At 71.9% G+C, this 16,183-nt stretch carries 19 protein-coding genes; 10 read left to right on the top strand and 9 right to left on the bottom strand.

Annotation, left to right across the window (positions count from 1 at the left end; all coding sequences use genetic code 11):
• The first annotated feature begins 3 nt into the window (after window positions 1-3).
• Window positions 4-453 carry a DUF4010 domain-containing protein gene (locus tag QZV97_RS16135; RefSeq protein WP_295644700.1) on the top strand — a complete coding sequence of 150 codons (450 nt, stop codon included), beginning with the start codon at window positions 4-6 and terminating at the stop codon, window positions 451-453.
• A 6-nt stretch (window positions 454-459) separates the two neighbouring features.
• On the opposite strand, the gene QZV97_RS16130 is transcribed toward QZV97_RS16135, so the two are convergent.
• Both QZV97_RS16130 and QZV97_RS16125 read right to left on the bottom strand, forming a co-directional pair.
• Window positions 460-1,077: a CAP domain-containing protein gene (locus tag QZV97_RS16130; RefSeq protein ID WP_295644697.1), complete on the bottom strand. Its 618-nt coding sequence runs from the start codon at window positions 1,075-1,077 to the stop codon at window positions 460-462.
• A gap of 108 nt (window positions 1,078-1,185) precedes the next feature.
• Entirely contained in the window at window positions 1,186-2,148 is a 963-nt protein-coding gene (locus tag QZV97_RS16125; protein WP_295644693.1) for an AEC family transporter, read from the bottom strand.
• An 86-nt stretch (window positions 2,149-2,234) separates the two neighbouring features.
• On the opposite strand from QZV97_RS16125, the gene QZV97_RS16120 reads away from it, so the two are divergent.
• Window positions 2,235-4,316: an ATP-dependent helicase gene (locus QZV97_RS16120; protein WP_295644690.1), complete on the top strand. Its 2,082-nt coding sequence runs from the start codon at window positions 2,235-2,237 to the stop codon at window positions 4,314-4,316.
• Window position 4,317: 1 nt separating this feature from the next.
• Here the strand turns inward: QZV97_RS16120 and QZV97_RS16115 are convergent, their stop codons facing one another.
• The gene (locus QZV97_RS16115) at window positions 4,318-4,980 is read right to left on the bottom strand and encodes a dienelactone hydrolase family protein (protein WP_295644687.1); all 663 of its coding nucleotides are present in this window, start codon (window positions 4,978-4,980) and stop codon (window positions 4,318-4,320) included.
• 79 nt (window positions 4,981-5,059) lie between these two features.
• Here QZV97_RS16115 and QZV97_RS16110 point away from each other — a divergent pair, with 79 nt between their 5' ends.
• The 3 genes from QZV97_RS16110 to QZV97_RS16100 all read left to right on the top strand — a co-directional run bounded on the left by QZV97_RS16110 (window position 5,060) and on the right by QZV97_RS16100 (window position 6,739).
• Window positions 5,060-5,647, top strand: coding sequence for an NnrU family protein (locus QZV97_RS16110; RefSeq protein WP_295644685.1), 588 nt, complete (start codon window positions 5,060-5,062; stop codon window positions 5,645-5,647).
• 145 nt (window positions 5,648-5,792) lie between these two features.
• Window positions 5,793-6,053 carry a hypothetical protein gene (locus tag QZV97_RS16105; RefSeq protein ID WP_295644682.1) on the top strand — a complete coding sequence of 87 codons (261 nt, stop codon included), beginning with the start codon at window positions 5,793-5,795 and terminating at the stop codon, window positions 6,051-6,053.
• Window positions 6,054-6,109: 56 nt separating this feature from the next.
• The gene (locus QZV97_RS16100; protein WP_295644680.1) at window positions 6,110-6,739 is read left to right on the top strand and encodes a DNA-3-methyladenine glycosylase I; all 630 of its coding nucleotides are present in this window, start codon (window positions 6,110-6,112) and stop codon (window positions 6,737-6,739) included.
• 4 nt (window positions 6,740-6,743) lie between these two features.
• Here the strand turns inward: QZV97_RS16100 and QZV97_RS16095 are convergent, their stop codons facing one another.
• Both QZV97_RS16095 and QZV97_RS16090 read right to left on the bottom strand, forming a co-directional pair.
• The gene (locus tag QZV97_RS16095; RefSeq protein ID WP_295644715.1) at window positions 6,744-7,619 is read right to left on the bottom strand and encodes a pirin family protein; all 876 of its coding nucleotides are present in this window, start codon (window positions 7,617-7,619) and stop codon (window positions 6,744-6,746) included.
• Between the two features lie 91 nt (window positions 7,620-7,710).
• On the bottom strand, window positions 7,711-7,947 hold the full coding sequence (locus QZV97_RS16090; protein ID WP_295644678.1) for a hypothetical protein: 237 nt from the start codon (window positions 7,945-7,947) through the stop codon (window positions 7,711-7,713).
• Window positions 7,948-8,076: 129 nt separating this feature from the next.
• Here QZV97_RS16090 and QZV97_RS16085 point away from each other — a divergent pair, with 129 nt between their 5' ends.
• Genes QZV97_RS16085 through QZV97_RS16075 form a run of 3 tightly spaced genes read left to right on the top strand, consistent with a single transcriptional unit; the run spans window position 8,077 to window position 11,072 of the window.
• Window positions 8,077-9,567 carry an MFS transporter gene (locus QZV97_RS16085; RefSeq protein ID WP_295644675.1) on the top strand — a complete coding sequence of 497 codons (1,491 nt, stop codon included), beginning with the start codon at window positions 8,077-8,079 and terminating at the stop codon, window positions 9,565-9,567.
• 15 nt (window positions 9,568-9,582) lie between these two features.
• Window positions 9,583-10,584 (top strand): M48 family metallopeptidase, encoded by a 1,002-nt coding sequence (locus QZV97_RS16080; RefSeq protein ID WP_295644671.1) that lies wholly within the window; start codon window positions 9,583-9,585, stop codon window positions 10,582-10,584.
• Complete coding sequence (locus QZV97_RS16075; protein ID WP_295644668.1) at window positions 10,584-11,072, top strand: hypothetical protein; 489 nt, start codon at window positions 10,584-10,586, stop codon at window positions 11,070-11,072. Before QZV97_RS16080 ends, QZV97_RS16075 begins: the two co-directional genes overlap by 1 nt.
• 12 nt (window positions 11,073-11,084) lie before the next feature.
• Here QZV97_RS16075 and QZV97_RS16070 read toward each other — a convergent pair whose 3' ends face one another.
• The 3 genes from QZV97_RS16070 to QZV97_RS16060 all read right to left on the bottom strand — a co-directional run bounded on the left by QZV97_RS16070 (window position 11,085) and on the right by QZV97_RS16060 (window position 13,523).
• Entirely contained in the window at window positions 11,085-11,303 is a 219-nt protein-coding gene (locus QZV97_RS16070) for a hypothetical protein (RefSeq protein WP_295644665.1), read from the bottom strand.
• Between the two features lie 32 nt (window positions 11,304-11,335).
• A complete protein-coding gene (locus tag QZV97_RS16065; RefSeq protein WP_295644662.1) occupies window positions 11,336-12,619 on the bottom strand; it encodes an amidase in 1,284 nt (427 codons plus the stop codon).
• A gap of 112 nt (window positions 12,620-12,731) precedes the next feature.
• Window positions 12,732-13,523, bottom strand: coding sequence for an exodeoxyribonuclease III (locus QZV97_RS16060; protein WP_295644659.1), 792 nt, complete (start codon window positions 13,521-13,523; stop codon window positions 12,732-12,734).
• Window positions 13,524-13,535: 12 nt separating this feature from the next.
• Between QZV97_RS16060 and pyrE the strand changes: the two genes are divergently transcribed.
• Both pyrE and QZV97_RS16050 read left to right on the top strand, forming a co-directional pair.
• Entirely contained in the window at window positions 13,536-14,204 is a 669-nt protein-coding gene (gene pyrE / locus QZV97_RS16055; RefSeq protein ID WP_295644656.1) for an orotate phosphoribosyltransferase, read from the top strand.
• A gap of 22 nt (window positions 14,205-14,226) precedes the next feature.
• Window positions 14,227-14,958, top strand: coding sequence for a hypothetical protein (locus QZV97_RS16050; protein ID WP_295644654.1), 732 nt, complete (start codon window positions 14,227-14,229; stop codon window positions 14,956-14,958).
• Window positions 14,959-14,970: 12 nt separating this feature from the next.
• Here the strand turns inward: QZV97_RS16050 and gatB are convergent.
• Window positions 14,971-16,183, bottom strand: a 1,213-nt coding sequence (gene gatB, locus QZV97_RS16045) for an Asp-tRNA(Asn)/Glu-tRNA(Gln) amidotransferase subunit GatB (RefSeq protein WP_295644652.1), incomplete at its 5' end; no start/stop codon positions are given.

The raw sequence follows: 16,183 nt of genomic DNA, 5'->3' as shown, positions 1-16,183 counted from the left end.
CCGGTGGCGCTGGCCGGGGCCGGCGGCGCGGTGCTGGCGGCCCTGCCGCTGCTGCGACGGCCGCCGCCGGGCGGGCGCGCGGTCGTGCCGACGCCGCGGGGCGCGATGCTGCGGCCGCGCGAGGCGCTGGCGACCGCGGCGCTGCTGGCGGGTGTCGCCGGATTCGTCACGATGGTCGAGCGCCGCTTCGGCGAGACCGGCCTGCTGGCCGGCGTGGCGCTGGCGGCGCTGGCCGATGCGCACGCGCCGGTCGTGACGCTCGCCTCCCTGCACGGGGCTGGCGCGTTGCCGCTGCACAGTGCGCTCACCGGCACGCTGCTGGCGATCGGCGTCAACACGCTGTCGCGCAGCGCGGTGGCGCTGGTGGCCGGAGGCCCGGCCTATGCCGCGCGCGTGGCGGCCGTGCTGGCGGCGAGCTGGGCCGGGGCGGCCGTGCTCGCGGCAGCGGCCTAGCGACGATCAGCGCGGACGGGCCAGGTTCTGCGTCCAGTAGATGCCGTAGGTGCTGGCGCCGTTGCGCGCGCAGGCCAGGCCGACCTCGGTGAAGCTGGCGCTCATCAGGTTGGCGCAATGGCCGTCGCTGGTCATCCAGCCGTCGATCACCGCCGGCAGCGTGGCGTAGCCCGCCGCGATGTTCTCGCCGACGGTCGACCAGTTGTAGCCGGCGGCCGTGACGCGCGTGCCGAGCGAGCGGCCGTCGAGGCTGTCGTGCGCGAAGTAGTTCTGCGTCGCCATGTCCAGGCTGTGGCCGTAGGCGGCGTTGGCCAGCGCGGCGTTCCAGGCCAGCGCCGGCGCCGGCGCGAAGCTACCGCGCGTGCCGCAGCTGGCGCCGGCGGCGCGGCGCGCATTGATCAGTCGCAGCGCCTCGGACTGGAAGTTGGCGAAGCCGCAGGTGAGGTCGGCGCCGGTCGGGGTGGTGGGGCTGCCCGGCGTCGTCGGGGTCGTCGGCGTGCTGCCCCCACTGCCACCACCACCGCTGCTGCTGCCCGACCCCGCGGCCTCGTCGCCACCGCCCCCGCAGGCCTGCAGGCCCAGCAGAGCGGTGATCAGCAGGGCAGCGAGGCGGGAACGGGGCATGTCGGCATCCGGGGTCGGCGATGCCACGAGCATGCCGACCGCCGCGCACCGCAGGCTTGACAAAGTGCAACGGCGCGCCGTGCACCTGTGACCGACCGCACGCGCCGCTCAGGGCCTCACGCCGAACCACCAGGCCAGCCCCGAGAAGCTGACGAAGGCCAGCAGGGTCGAGGTCATGATGATGCGCGCCACGCGGCCGTTGTCGGCGCCGAAGCGCTCGGCCAGCAGCGACACGTTGCTGGCCGAGGGCAGTGCTGCAGCGAGCGTCAGCACGGTGAGCTGGAAGCCCGTCAGCGGCAGGCCCAGCGCGATCATCGCGGAGCCCAGCGCGAACACCAGCGCCGGGTGCACGAACAGCTTGATCAGCGCCACCGGCACGAACAGCGCCGGTGCCGTGCGCGTGTGCACGTGCCGTCCCGCGCGGCACAGCACCGCGCCGATCGTGAACAGCGCGACCGGCGTGGCCGCGCCGGCCAGCAGCTCGACGACGCGGTCGATCGGCCCCGGCAGGCTCAGCCCGGCGGCCGAGAACACCGCGCCCAGCGCGATCGCCCAGGGCTGCGGGTTGCCGACCGGCCCGCGCAGCGCGATGCGCAGCCGCGCGCCCAGCGGCAGGTGGGCGTTGCCGTGCAGTTGCGCGAGCGTGAGGCAGATCGAGGTCGTGATGAACATGTCGACCAGCAGCGTGACCATCATCGGCCCGGCCGCGGCCGCGCCCAGCAGCGCCGTCATCATCGGCATGCCCATGAAGCCGGTGTTCGGGAAGGCGGCGACCAGCGCGCCGAAGGCCGCGTCCTTGAGGTGCACCCGCTCGCTGCGCGTCGCCCAGATCGTGAAGCCGACGATCAGCACGGCGCTCAGGCCGTAGAGCAGCAGCATCGCCGGGTTCAGCAGGTTGCCGACCGGCGTGTTGGCGCCGAAGCGGAACAGCATGCAGGGCAGCGCGAAGAACAGCACGAAGCCGTTGAGGCCCGGGATCGCCGACTCCGGCAGCACCGGGCTGCGCGCGGCGACATAGCCGCACAGCACCAGCGCGAAGAAGGGCACCGTGACGGCGAGGATCGCTTCCATCGGGCGGGCAGTATGTCAGCCTGCATGCGATGCAGCGGCGTCGCGACGCTTGGCTATGATCGCGCGCCCTTCTCGCCCCCGCTGCCTTGTCTCCCCCCGCTTCCCTCAACGCCGCCCAGATGCAGGCGGTGCATCACCTCGCCGGGCCCTGCCTGGTGCTGGCCGGCGCCGGCTCGGGCAAGACGCGCGTCATCACGCACAAGATCGCGCGGCTGCTGCAGCCCGGCTCCGGCGCCGACCTGTCGCCGCGGCAGATCGCCGCGATCACCTTCACCAACAAGGCCGCCGCCGAGATGCGCGAGCGCGCCAGGGCCCTGGTGGGTGGCAAGGCGGCGAAGGAGCTGGTCATCAGCACCTTCCACGCGCTCGGCGTGCGCCTGCTGCGCGAGGACGGTGCGGCGATCGGCCTGAAGAGCAACTTCTCGATCCTCGACAGCGACGACGTGCTGGGCCTGATGCGCGATGCCGGCGGCACGACCGACAACGCCACCGCGCGCCGCTGGCAGTGGACCATCAGCCTGTGGAAGAACCAGGGCCTGGACGCCGCGGCCGCCGAGGCGCAGGCCGCCGGCCCCGACGACGTGCAGGCCGCGCGCGTGATGGCGCGCTACCAGGAGCGCCTGGCGGCGTACCAGGCGGTCGACTTCGACGACCTGATCGGCCTGCCGGTCGCGCTGCTGACGCGCGATGCCGCGGTGCGCGCGAAGTGGCAGCAGCAGCTGCGCCACGTGCTGGTCGACGAGTACCAGGACACCAACGCGCAGCAGTACGAGCTGCTGCGGCTGCTGGTCGGCGACGGCAGCGAGCGCCCGGCGATGTTCACCGCGGTCGGCGACGACGACCAGTCGATCTACGGCTGGCGCGGCGCGACGATCGACAACCTCAAGCGCCTGCCGCAGGACTATCCGGCGCTGAAGGTGATCCCGCTGGAGCAGAACTACCGCTCCACCGGCCACATCCTGCGCGCCGCCAACCGCGTGATCGCCGCCAACCCCAAGCTCTTCGAGAAGAAGCTGTGGAGCGAGCACGGCGACGGCGAACCGGTGCGCGTGGTCGAGTGCGACGGCGAGGAGCACGAGGCCGAGCGCGCCGTCGCGCGGGTGCAGGCCCTGCGCGGGGCGGGAGGCCAGGACCTGGAGTGGAAGGACTTCGCCATCCTCTACCGGGCCAACCACCAGGCGCGCATCTTCGAGCAGGCGCTGCGCAAGGCGCAGATCCCGTACAAGGTCTCGGGCGGGCAGAGCTACTTCGAGCGGGCCGAGATCAAGGACCTGTGCGCCTGGCTGCGCCTGCTGGTCAATCAAGACGACGACCCGGCCTTCCTGCGCGCCGTGACCACGCCCAGGCGCGGCATCGGCCACCAGACGCTGGCCTCGCTGGGCGAGTTCGCGTCGCGCTGGAAGGTGTCGCTGTTCGAGGCGCTGTTCGCCGATTCGCTGGGCGCCTCGCTCGGCGCCAAGGCCATCGGTTCGCTGCACGAGTTCGGGCGCCTGGTGAACGACCTCGAGCACCGTGCGCGCCACACCCGTGGCGCCGAGGACGCGAAGGCCCTGCTGATGGGCTGGCTGAAGGACATCGGCTACGAGCAGCACCTGCACGACGGCGAGGACTCCGAGAAGCTCGCCGCCGCACGCTGGAGCAACGTGCTGGACTTCGTCGACTGGATCGCCAAGCGCTGCGGCGGCGACATCGTGCAGGACGCGGGGACCTTCGAGACCGAGAAGAAGAGCGTGCTCGAGGTCGCCCAGAGCATCGCCGTCATCATCAGCCTGGCCGAGCGCGGCGACGACCAGAACGTGCTGACGCTGTCGACCCTGCACGCCGCCAAGGGCCTGGAGTGGCCGCACGTGCAGCTGGTCGGCGTCAACGAGGGCCTGCTGCCCTTCAAGACCGACGACGAGTCGCTGAGCGCCGCGGCGCTGGTGCAGCGGCTCGAAGAGGAGCGCCGGCTCATGTACGTCGGCATCACGCGCGCGCGCAGCACGCTGGTGGTCAGCTGGCTCAGGCGCCGCAAGCGCGGCCGCGACACCATCGCCGGGCAGCCCAGCCGTTTCATCGCCGAGATGAAGCTCGACGAGGAGCGCGCCAGGGAAGACCCGCGCGAGCGCCTGAAGGCGCTGCGCGCCAGCCTTGCCGCGCGCAGCGCGGAAGGGGCCGCTCCGGCCTGAGTCAGCCGAGGACGCGCAGCAGGAAGCGGTTCAGGTCCGAGATCTCCGGCGGGCACACCGAGTGCTGCATCGGGTACTCGTGCCACTCGACCGGGTGGCCCAGCGCCTGCAGCGCATCGCGCGAGGCGCTGGCGCGGGCCAGCGGGATGACCGGGTCGGCGCGGCCGTGCGCGAGGAAGATCGGCACATCGGCGTTGGCGGCGCTGCGCTCGGCTTCGGTCGTCGACGCCAGCGGCAGGTAGCCCGACAACCCGACCAGCCCGGCCAGGCGCTCGGCATGGCGCAAGCCGGTCAGCAGCGTCATCGCGCAGCCCTGCGAGAAGCCGGCCAGCACGATGCGCGACGCCGGGATGCCGCGGCTCTTCTCGCGGGCGATCAGCGCCTCCACGTCGGCCAGCGAGGCGCGCAGCCCGGCCTCGTCCTCGCGCCGCGCGAGATCGGGGCCGAGGATGTCGTACCAGGCCCGCATGACGTAGCCGCCGTTGATCGTGACCGGCCGCGTCGGCGCGTGCGGAAAGACGAAGCGCATCGGCCCGACCGCGTCGAGCTCGAGCTCGTCGCAGATCGGCACGAAGTCGTTGCCGTCGGCGCCCAGGCCGTGCAGCACGATCATGCTGGCGCGCGGTGAATCGTCGGTTTCGATCTCGATGCTGTCGAGGAGCATGGCAGTGTCCGGCGGGGTCGGGGCAGTGGCCAAGCGTACCGCGGCTGCGTTACGCTTGCCGCGCTCGCGGAGCCCGTCCATGCTGCCTTTCGTCCTCCTTCTCGGTCTCGTCCTGTTCCTCGGTGTCCACTCGCTGCGCATCGTCGCCGAGCCCTGGCGCACGCGCGTGCTGGCGCAGCGCGGCGGCGAGAAGCGCTGGAAGCTGGGCTACACGCTGATGTCGCTGGCCGGGTTCGCGCTGATCGTCTGGGGCTACGGGCTGGCGCGGCAGCAGCCGATGCCGCTGTGGGAGCCGCCGACCTTCATGCGGCACGTGGCCGCGCTGCTGATGCTGCCGTCCTTCGTGCTGCTGGCCGCCGCCTACGTGCCCGGCAACCGCCTCAAGGCCCGCCTGCACCACCCGATGGTGATCTCGGTCAAGGTCTGGGCCTTCGCCCACCTGCTGTCCAACGGCACGCTGGCCGACGTGCTGCTGTTCGGCGGCTTCCTGCTGTGGGCGGTGTTCAGCCTGCGCGCGGCGCGGCGGCGCGACCGCTCGCAGCGCATCCGCTACGGTGGCGACAGCGCGGCGGCGACGCTGGCCACGCTGGTGCTCGGCCTCGGTGCCTGGGCCGGCTTCGCCTTCTGGGCGCATGCCTGGCTGATCGGCGTGCGCCCGCTGGGCTGAACGCTGGACGCGCGCACGAGCGCGACGACGACCCAAAGGGGGTGGCGCATCCTTTCGGGGGAGCCCTCGTCCGGCCACGGTCGGGGCGATGGTCAGGGTCGGTCGCGCCGCCGACAGTGGAGGCACACCCAACCAGGAGTGCCCCATGTCCAGCATCCGCTTCATCGCCCCGACCCTCGCGCTGCGCCGCGTGCCGAGCGCCCTGGCCGCGGCGCGCGCCCGCCGCGCCGCCCGCGACGAGCGCGAAGCGCAGGCCGCCGCGCCCTGCTGCGGCTGGTTCGACTCGAGCTACGAGCTGAGCCAGGGCCTGCTGGTCACCGAGCACCGCGAGCTCGACGACCCGGCGACGCTGGAGATGGCCGTCGGCATGGCGATCGACACCGCCTTCGGCGACTGGTTGCAGTGACGGGCTGGCAAGGCGCGCTGCGCGATGATGTCGCCCCGACGATCCCAAGGATGCGCATGCCCCGACTGGCCCCCGGTCTCTTCGTCGCCGACGACACCTGCCCCCGCTGCCGCTGGTGCGAAGCCAGCGCGGCCTACCGCCACTACCACGACCACGAATGGGGCTTCCCGGTCACCGACGACCGGCGCCTGTTCGAGAAGCTCTGCCTCGAGGGCTTCCAGGCCGGCCTGAGCTGGCTGACGATCCTCAACAAGCGCGAGAACTTCCGCGCCGCCTTCGACGGCTTCGACGCCGAGCGCGTGGCGCGCTACACGGCGCGCGACGTCGAACGCCTGCTGGGCGACGCCGGCATCGTGCGCCACCGCGGCAAGATCGAGTCGACGATCAACAACGCGCAGCGTGTCCTCGAACTGCGCGCCGAGTTCGGTTCGCTGTCGGCCTATGCCTGGCGGCACGAGCCGGCCGCGCGCTCGCGGCCGAAGCGCGTCACGCTGGCCGCGCTGAAGGCGATGACGACCTCGCCCGAGTCGGTCGCGATGAGCAAGGACCTCAAGCAGCGCGGCTGGAGCTTCGTCGGCCCGACCACCGTCTACGCCTTCATGCAGGCGATGGGTCTGGTCAACGACCACCTCGAAGGCTGCCACGTGCGCGAACGCGCGCAGGCCGCGCGCGCCACGTTGGCTTGAGCGGTCAGCCCATCCGGCCGGCGCGGAAGTCCTCGACGGCCTGGAAGATCTGCTCGTTGCTGTTCATCACGAAGGGGCCGTACTGCGCGATCGGCTCCTTCAGCGGCTGGCCGGCGATCAGCAGCGCGCGGGCGCCCTCGGCGCCGGCTTCGATCACCGTGCCGTCGCTGCCGGCGGTGTTGGCCAGGATGGCCATGCGCTGTGTCGGCACGGCCGTGCCGCCGATCGCCACGTCGCCGCGGTAGACATAGACGAAGGCGTTGTGCGCCTCGGCTAGCGCCTGCGCGAAGCGCGTGCCCGGCGCGAAGTGCAGGTCGAGGTAGAGCGGCTGCGTCGCCTCGCGCTGCATCGCGCCATCGACGCCGTGGCTGCGGCCGGCGATCAGCCGCGCGGTGACGCCGCCGGTCTCGAACTCCGGAATCTCCTCGCTCTGGATGTCGCGGTAGCCAGGCTCGCCCATCTTGTCGCGCGCCGGCAGGTTGAGCCAGAGCTGGAAGCCTTCCATGCGGCCGGACTCCTGCTCGGGCAGCTCGCTGTGGATCAGGCCGCGGCCGGCCGTCATCCACTGCACGCCGCCGTTCTGCAGCAAGCCCTCGTGGCCGGCGCTGTCGCGGTGGCGCAGGCGGCCGGCGATCATGTAGGTGACCGTCTCGAAGCCGCGGTGCGGGTGGTCGGGAAAGCCGGCGATGTAGTCGCCCGGGTCGTCGCTGCCGAAGGCGTCGAGCATCAGGAAGGGATCGAGCCGGCGCTGCAGCGGCTGGGTCAGCACGCGCGTGAGCTTGACGCCGGCGCCATCGCTGGTCGGCTGACCGGTGACCAGGCGCTCGACGGCGCGCGGGCGCTCCACCGTCTCGGTGCCGGGCGGCGTGGCGATGCTCATGGCGGCGGGGGCGAGGGACGTGTTCATCCCTCCAAGTTGCGGGCGGACCGCCCGGGCACAAGGGTCCGCGCCGGAGCGCGGCCCCGGCGCCTCAGATCCCGAGGATCTTCTTGGCGTCGCCCAGCGCCTTCATCGATTCGTCGTGCTTGCCGGCTTTGTGCGCAGCTTCGCCTTCGCTGCGCAGGCTCTTGACCTTGGCCAGGTCGGCGTCGCTGAGCTTGGGGGCCGTGGCGAGCTTGGCATCGATCGCCTTCATCTCGTTGGGGCAACCATGGGCGAAGGCGGTACCGGCGGCCAGCGCGAGCACCAGGGGCAGCAGCTTGTTCATCGGCGAGTCTCCTGTGAGGGATGATGGAACGAACCACGGTCGAACCGTGGCCGCAATGTAGTCCTGCCGGGGAACCCGAGTCGCGAACCTGCCCATGTCCCGCCAGGCCCGCTCCCTAGAATGCCGCCGATGACCGTCGCGCGCCCCGCCTACCGCCGCAAGATGTTCTGGGTCGCGCTGCTGTACTTCAGCGAAGGCCTGCCGCTCGGCGTCTTCTACGACCTGTTCCCGGTCTACTTCCGCCAGCAGGGCGTGGAGCTCGCCGAGATCGGCCTGCTGTCGCTGCTGGGCCTGGCGTGGACGGTCAAGTTCCTGTGGGCCCCGGCCGTCGACTGGGCGCGGCGCCACCGCTGGTGGATCGCCGGCGCCAACCTCGGCATGGCGGCGGTGATGCTGGCCTTCGCGGCTTTCGGTTTCGCGCTCGGCCCCTGGGTGTGGCTGGCGATCGGCGTGTTCACCGTGCTGTCGGCCACCAACGACATCGCGACCGACGGCTACACGATCGAGCTGCTGGACCCGCGCGAGTACGGCCTCGCCAACGGTCTGCGCATCGGCTTCTACCGCGCCGGCATGCTGACCGCCGGCGTGCTGCTGGTGGTGGTCGGCACGCTCGGCTGGCCCGCCGCCTACGCGCTGGGCGCGGTGGTGTTCGGGCTGAATGCGGGGATGGCGCTGCTGGCGCCGCCCGAGCAGCCGCGTGCCGGCGAGGCTCCCGGCAGCGTCGGCGGCGAGTTCGCGCTGCTGCGCGGGCAGCCGCTGTTCCTGGTGGCGCTGGGCCTGGTCCTGCTGGGGCTGCTGTGGCCGGCGCTCGGGCCGCTGTCGCGGGCCCTGGGCTGGACGGCGCTGCAGCCGGTCGCCGCGACGTGGTGGTTCCGCGGCGCGCTGCCGGTCGGCCTGATGTTCGCCGGCGCCGCGCTGCTGGTGCACGCCGCCCGCGGGCCGCAGGCGCTGACGCTGCGCCAGGGGCCGGTGTTCGGCGCCTGGGTCGAGCTGCTGGTGCGGCCGGGCATGGTGGCGGTGCTGGCCTTCATCCTGCTGTTCAAGCTGGGCGACGCGGCGATGGGCTTCATGGTCAAGCCCTTCTGGGTCGACGCCGGCTTCAAGCCCGAGGAGATCGGCCTGGTCAGCGTCAACCTCGGGTTGGCGTTGTCGATCGCCGGCGGGCTGATCGGCGGCTGGTACGTCGACAAGCGCGGCATCTTCCGCGGCCTGTGGGTGCTGGGCCTGTGGCAGGCCGCGTCGAACCTGGTCTACGCGGCGGTGGCCTCGCAGGTGCCGCTGATGACGCCGGGCGCACTGGCCACGGGCCTGGAGGTCGAGCCGCTGCACCGCGCCCTGGTCTACGGCGCCAGCGCCTTCGAGAGCCTGACCCAGGGCCTGGGCACCGGCGCCTTCCTGGCCTTCCTGATGGCGATCACCAGCAAGGAGCGCGCGACCACCGAGTACGCGATCCTGTCCAGCATCTTCGCCTTCAGCCGCTCGGTGGCCGGCTGGGCCGGCGGCATCGGCGCGCAGGAGCTGGGCTATCCGGTCTACTTCTTCCTGACCTTCTGGCTGGCCTTCCCGGCCTACTTGCTGTTGCCGTCGGTTCGCCGCATGCTGGAACGCGACAAGGACTAGGGACTCGAAACCGCCATGGACCGCTTCGATCACGCTCCCAGCTACCACTGCAGCCTGTGCGCCGCCTTCGCGCGGCTGCGTGGCAGTGATGCGCCGGCGCAGCCCGGGCGGCGCGACTTCACGGTCGCGCTGCTGGCCGGTGGCCTGGCCGCGCCCGCGCTGGCGCGCGAAGGCGTCGACGTCGGCAAGCAGTCGAGCTTTTCCAAGCTGGTGCCGGCCGAGCAGGTCGAGCAGGCCGCGACCCAGCAGTACGCGCAATTGCTGGCCGAAGCGCGCGGCAAGAACGCGCTGCTGCCGGCCAGCGCGACCCAGACCGTGCGGCTGCGCGCGATCTCGCAGCGCATCATCCCCTTCACGCCCGAGTGGAACGCCCGCGCGCCCGGCTGGAAGTGGGAGGTCAACCTGCTGTCCAGCAAGCAGATCAACGCCTTCTGCATGCCGGGCGGCAAGATCGCCTTCTTCACCGGCCTGATCGAGCAGCTGAAGCTCAGCGACGACGAGGTCGCGATGGTGATGGGCCACGAGGTCGCCCACGCGCTGCGCGAGCACGCGCGCGAGCGCATGGGCAAGTCGGCCGCCACCAACATCGGCCTGGAGATCGGCGCGGCGCTGTTCGGCCTGGGCGGTGCCGGGCGCACCCTGGCCGGCATGGGCGCCCAGCTGCTGTCGCTCAAGTTCAGCCGCGACGACGAATCCGAAGCCGACCTCGTCGGCATGGAACTCGCCGCGCGCGCCGGCTACGACCCGCGCTCCGGCGTCAGCCTGTGGACCAAGATGGGCCAGGCCACCGGCGGCGGGGGCGGCGGCAACGGCGGCAGCAAGCTGGCCGAATACGGCTCGACCCACCCGCAGGGGCCGACGCGCATCAAGGACATCGAGGCCAACCTGCCCAAGGTGCTGCCGCTGTACGAGCGCGCGCCCAAGCCGGCGCAGCGCTGGGACCGCGCCGCGCTCGACGACGGCGCAGAGCGCGTCGCCAGCCGGCCGCGCACGCCGACGCGCGACGAGTCCCGCTGATGCGCGGCCGTCGCTGGAGCCTGCCGGCGGTGCTGGCCTTCGGCGCCGCGGCCGCCGGCGCCGCACCGGCCTTGCCGCCCGACGAGCTGGCCGCCATCCACCAGGCCGCGGGCCTGCAGGCCCGCGACGGCGGGCACTACCGCGAGGGCTGCGCCACGCCGCTGAAGCCGCAGGCCGAGGTGCTGGACCTCGACGGCGACGGCCGGCCCGAGGTGCTGCTCTATCTGGCGGCGTCGCGCTGCTTCGCCCAGAGCCTGGGCGGCAACGTCGCGCTGTTCATCAAGGACGCGCAGGGGCGCTGGACCGAACGGCTCGGCTACGTGCCCGGCGTCGAGGTGATCGTGCAGCCGACCGCCCATGCCGGCCTGCTCGACCTGGGGGTCGCCAATCCCGGCGGCTGCATGCCGATCTATCGCTGGGACGGCACGCGCTACGGCTACCTGTCGCAGAAGGCGCTGCAGCCGGGTGGCTGCCAGTTCCGCGAGTAGCCCGGCGCCGGGCTACTTCTTCGCCGCGACACCGGCGACGACCAGCAGCGCGCCCAGGCCCAGCAGCACGTAGCCGACCACCGGCGCGGGCTTCTTCTGCTCGGTCGTCGTGACCTCGAGCGGGCCGATCTTGGCGACCGTCTCCTGCTTGTCGATGCTGACGATGCCGGCCGAGATCAGGCCGCCGGCCACGAGCAGCAGGATGCCGATGACGAGTGCTGGGGTGCGCATGATGAAGGTCTCCGGTCGCGGTCGTTGCGGCGTCAGGCGAGCAGCCGCTGGTGCACCCAGTGTGCCGCGGCCAGCAGGCGGTGGTCGTCGCCGTGCCGGCCGACGACCTGCAGGCCGACCGGCAGCCCGCCCGCGCCACGCGCGAAGGGCAGGTGCACGCAGGGCAGGCCGAGCAGCGACCACGGCCGGCAGAACAGCGGATCGCCGGTGCTGGCCATCGTCGGCGCCTCGCCGGTGGTGCTGGGCGCGAGCAGCAGGTCGTGGTCGTCGAACAGGGCGTCGATGCGGCGCCTCCAGTCGGCGGCCGCGACCAGATCGGCCTGGTACTGCGTGACCGGGATCGCGAGGCCCTCGTCCAGCATCGCCTGCAGGCCGGGACTCAGTGCCTCGCGGTGACGCACGCGCTCGTGGCTCAGCGAGCGCGCGGCCTCGTGGAACATGATGCGCTTCTGCAGCGGCACCAGGGCGTCGAAACCGGCGGGCAGCGCCGCCTCGATGCCGTGCGGCGCCAGGGCCGCGACGGCCCGCACCCACGCGGCCTGCACGTCGGCATCGGCCTGCGACCACCACGGCGTCGGTACCAGGCCGATGCGCGGCGTGGACGGCGCGGCCGGCGTGTCGGCGAAGCGCAGCCGCTCGTCGCCCAGCAGCACCGAGCCGAGCAGCGCCGCGTCGCGCACGCTGCGGCCGAAGCCGCCGGCCGTGTCCATGCTCTCGCACTGCAGCTTGAGGCCAGCGCGCGGCACGCGCCCGAGACTGGGCTTGTAGCCGACCACGCCGCAGTAGGCGGCCGGCCGGATGATCGAGCCGGCCGTCTGCGTGCCCAGCGCGATCGGCAGCATGCAGTCGGCCACCGCGGCCACCGAGCCGCTGGACGAGCCGCCCGGGCTGCGCGCTGCGTCGTGCGGGTTGCGCGTCGGCGCGGGCTGCATGGTCGCGAGTTCGGTCGTCTCGGTCTTGCCGACCAGCACGGCGCCGGCCTCCAGGCACAGCGCGACGGCCGCGGCATCAGCGGCGGGGCGGTGCCCGGCATGGATGGCCGTGCCGTACGAGGTCGGCAGGTCGGCGGTGTCGAACAGGTCCTTCACGCCCAGCGGCAGCCCGTGCAGCGGGCCGCGCCACGAACCGGCGTCGAGTGCGCGCGCTCTCGCGAGCGCCGCATCGGCGTCGAGCACGGCGAAGGCGCGCACCGCCGACTCGCGCTCGGCGATGCGCTCCAGGCAGCCGATCAGCAGCGCCTCGGCGCTCAGCTCGCGCCGCGCGATCAGCGCGGCGGCCTCCCAGGCCTCGAGCTGATTCGGCAAGCGTTTGCTCACGCGGAGCTCCAGCGCGATCCCGTCCAGCGGCCGCCGCAGTCCGGCTTGGCCGGACTGCCAGCGGCGCCCCCTTCGAGGGGGAGCGGCGAAGCCGCAACGGGGGTGGTCACAGTCACAGCTTCAGGTCGTAGTCGACGATGAGCGGCGCGTGGTCCGAGAAGCGCTGCGCCTTGTAGACGCTGACCTCGCGCGCCTTGGCGGCCAGCGCCGGCGTCGCCAGGTGGTAGTCGATGCGCCAGCCGACGTTGTTGGCCCAGGCCTGGCCGCGGTTGCTCCACCAGGTGTAGGCCTCGCCGGTGTCTTCGGGTCGCAGCGTGCGGTGCACGTCGACCAGCCCCAGCTCGCCGATCGCGCGCGTCATCCAGGCGCGCTCCTCGGGCAGGAAGCCGCTGTTCTTCTGGTTGCTGCGCCAGTTCTTCAGGTCGATCTGCTGGTGCGCGATGTTGACGTCGCCGACCAGGATGAACTCGCGCTCGGCCTTGAGCCGCAGCAGGTAGGGGTAGAAGACCGCGAGGAAGCGGAACTTGGCCTGCTGTCGCTCCTCGGAGCTGGAGCCGCTGGGGAAGTAGCAGCTGACGATCGACAGCTTGCGCTTCGCGGTGTCGAAGCGCGCCTCGACGTAGCGGCCCTCGGCGTCGAACTCGCGCTCGCCGATGCCGACGATCACGTCGCTGGGCTTCTTGCGCGAGTACAGGCCCACGCCGGAGTAGCCCTTCTGCTCGGCATAGTGGAAGTGGCCCGTCATGCCGGCCACCTGCGCGTAGCGGTCGCCGAGGTCCGCGGCCTGGGCCTTGAGCTCCTGCACGCCCATACAATCGATGCCCGTTTGCTCGGCCCATTCGACCCAGCCCTTGCTGGCCGCGGAGCGGATCCCGTTCAGATTGAGCGACACCAGACGCAACACGAGCACCTCCCCATGACGACCACGGCCCCGACCGACGCGCTGGCACAGGATTTCGTCGCCTTCGCGGTCGAGGCCGGCGTGCTGCGCTTCGGGGAGTTCAAGACCAAGGCCGGTCGGCTGTCGCCGTACTTCTTCAATGCCGGCCTGTTCGACGACGGCGCCAAGCTCGGCCGCCTCGCGGAATTCTATGCACGTCGCCTGCTTGCCTCCGGGCTCGAGTTCGACGTGCTGTTCGGACCGGCCTACAAGGGCATCACGCTGGCGGCTGCGGTGGCGATCGAGATGGCGCGGCTGGGCCGCAACGTCCCCTACGCCTACAACCGCAAGGAGGCCAAGGACCACGGCGAAGGCGGCACGCTGGTCGGCGCCCCGATGCGCGGCCGGGTGCTGGTGATCGACGACGTGATCAGCGACGGCGCCTCCAAGCGCGAGGCCGCGGACCTGATCCGCACCGCCGGCGCGACGCCCTGCGGCATCGCGATCGCGCTGGACCGGCAGGAATTGGCGAACGAGTCGGCCAACCTGTCGGGGGTCCAGAGCGTTGAACGCGAGCTGGGCCTGCGGGTGGTGTCGATTGCCACCCTGACGGACTTGCTGCAGTATCTGGAATCCCGGGCCGACGCGAGCCTGGCAGAGCACCTGCCGCGCGTCCGCGCCTACCGCGACCGCTACGGCGTCTGAGACTCAGGAAGGAGCGTTGGGTATGTCGGGGATCGGTCGACGGGGCCTGGGCATCGGTGTGGTGTGGGCGGCTGCATGGGCCGCAGGGGCCGGTTCGCTGGCGCCGGCCGCGCTGGCCCAGTCGGGGGGCGGGGGCGCGATCTTCACGTGCACCAATGCCTCCGGCAAGCGCCTGACCTCCGACCGTCCGATCGCCGAGTGCCTGGACCGCGAGCAGCGCGTCCTCAATCGCGACGGCTCGCTGCGCACCATGCTGCCGCCGAGCCTGACCTCGGACGAGCGCGCGGCGCTGGAGGAGTCCGAACGCCGCAAGCTCCAGGAGCGCGCCAGCCGCCAGGAAGCGATCCGCCGCGACCGCAACCTGCTGGCGCGCTACCCGACCGAGGACGCGCACCGCAAGGCGCGCGAGGCCGCGCTCGACGACGTGCGGGCCGGCATCCGCGCGTCGGAGCAGCGCCTGGCGGACCTTGAGAAGGACCGCAAGCCGCTGCTCGAGGAGGCCGAGTTCTACAAGGGCAAGCCGCTGCCGGCCAAGCTCAAGCGGCAGATCGAGTCGATCGACGTGACGGCCACGGCGCAGCGCGAGCTGGTCGGCAACCAGAAGGCCGAACTCGGCCGCGTGACCGCGCTCTTCGATGCCGAGCTGGTGCACCTGAAGAAGCTGTGGGGCGGCGCCGAGCCGGGCTCGCTGCCGTCGCCGGTTCCGGCGGCCGCCGCGGTCAAGACCGAAGCCAGCAGCGCGAAGAAGCCCTGAGCCGCGCGCCCCTCAGCCGGCGAGCTTCTTCTTCAGCAGCTCGTTCAGCTGGGCCGGATTGGCCTTGCCCTTGCTGGCCTTCATGGCCTGGCCCACCAGTGCGTTGAAGGCCTTGTCCTTGCCGGCGCGGTACTCGTCGACCGACCTGGGGTTGGCGGCCAGCACCTCGTCGACGATGCGCTCCAGTTCGCCGGTGTCGGACATCTGCTTGAGGCCCTTGGCCTCGATGACTGCATCGACGTCGGTCTCTCCCGACCACAGCACTTCCAGGACCTGCCGGGCGCCGTTGTTCGACAGCGTTCCGTCGGCGATGCGCGCGATCAGTGCGGCCAGTGTCACCGGCGACACCGGACTGGCGTCGATGGAACGCTCCTCGCTGTTCAGCCGGCGGGACACCTCGCCCATCAGCCAGTTCGCGGCCAGCTTGGCCGGCGCGCCGACCGCCTTCACGGCCTCGTAGCAGCGCGCGAACGCCAGGCTCTGCGTCATCATCGCCGCGTCGTAGGGGGCCAGGCCGTCCTCGCGCTCGAAACGCGCTGCCATCACGCTCGGCAGCTCGGGCATGTCGCGCTTCACGCGGTCGATCCAGGCCGGCTCGATCACCAGCGGCGGCAGGTCCGGGTCGGGGAAGTAGCGGTAGTCGTGCGCGTCTTCCTTGCTGCGCATCGCGCGTGTCTCGCCCGAGTCGGGGTCGAACAGCACGGTGGCCTGCTGGATCTTCAGGCCGTCCTCGACCTGGTCGATCTGCCACTGCACCTCGAAGTCGATCGCCTGCTGCAGGAAGCGGAAGCTGTTGAGGTTCTTGATCTCGCGGCGCGTGCCGAAGGGGGCGCCGGGCCTGCGCACCGACACGTTGGCATCGCAGCGGAAGCTGCCCTCCTGCATGTTGCCGTCGCAGATGCCCAGCCACACCACCAGCGCATGCAGCGCCTTGGCGTACTCGACCGCCTCCTTGCTGGAGCGCATGTCGGGTTCGGAGACGATCTCGAGCAGCGGCGTGCCGGCGCGGTTGAGGTCGATGCCCGTCCTGGTGGTCGATCCTTCGCCTTCGATGGCGACGTCGTGCACCGACTTGCCGGCGTCCTCTTCGAGGTGGGCGCGCGTGAGCCGCACGCTGCGGGCCTCGCCGTCCAGCAGGAAGGGCACCACGCCGCCCTGCACCACCGGCAGCTCGTACTGGCTGATCTGGTAGCCCTTGGGCAGGTCGGGGTAGAAGTAGTTCTTG

Source organism: uncultured Methylibium sp., from assembly GCF_902826655.1.
Lineage (GTDB): Bacteria > Pseudomonadota > Gammaproteobacteria > Burkholderiales > Burkholderiaceae_C > Methylibium.
This window is presented reverse-complemented; position numbering and strand designations above follow the sequence as displayed.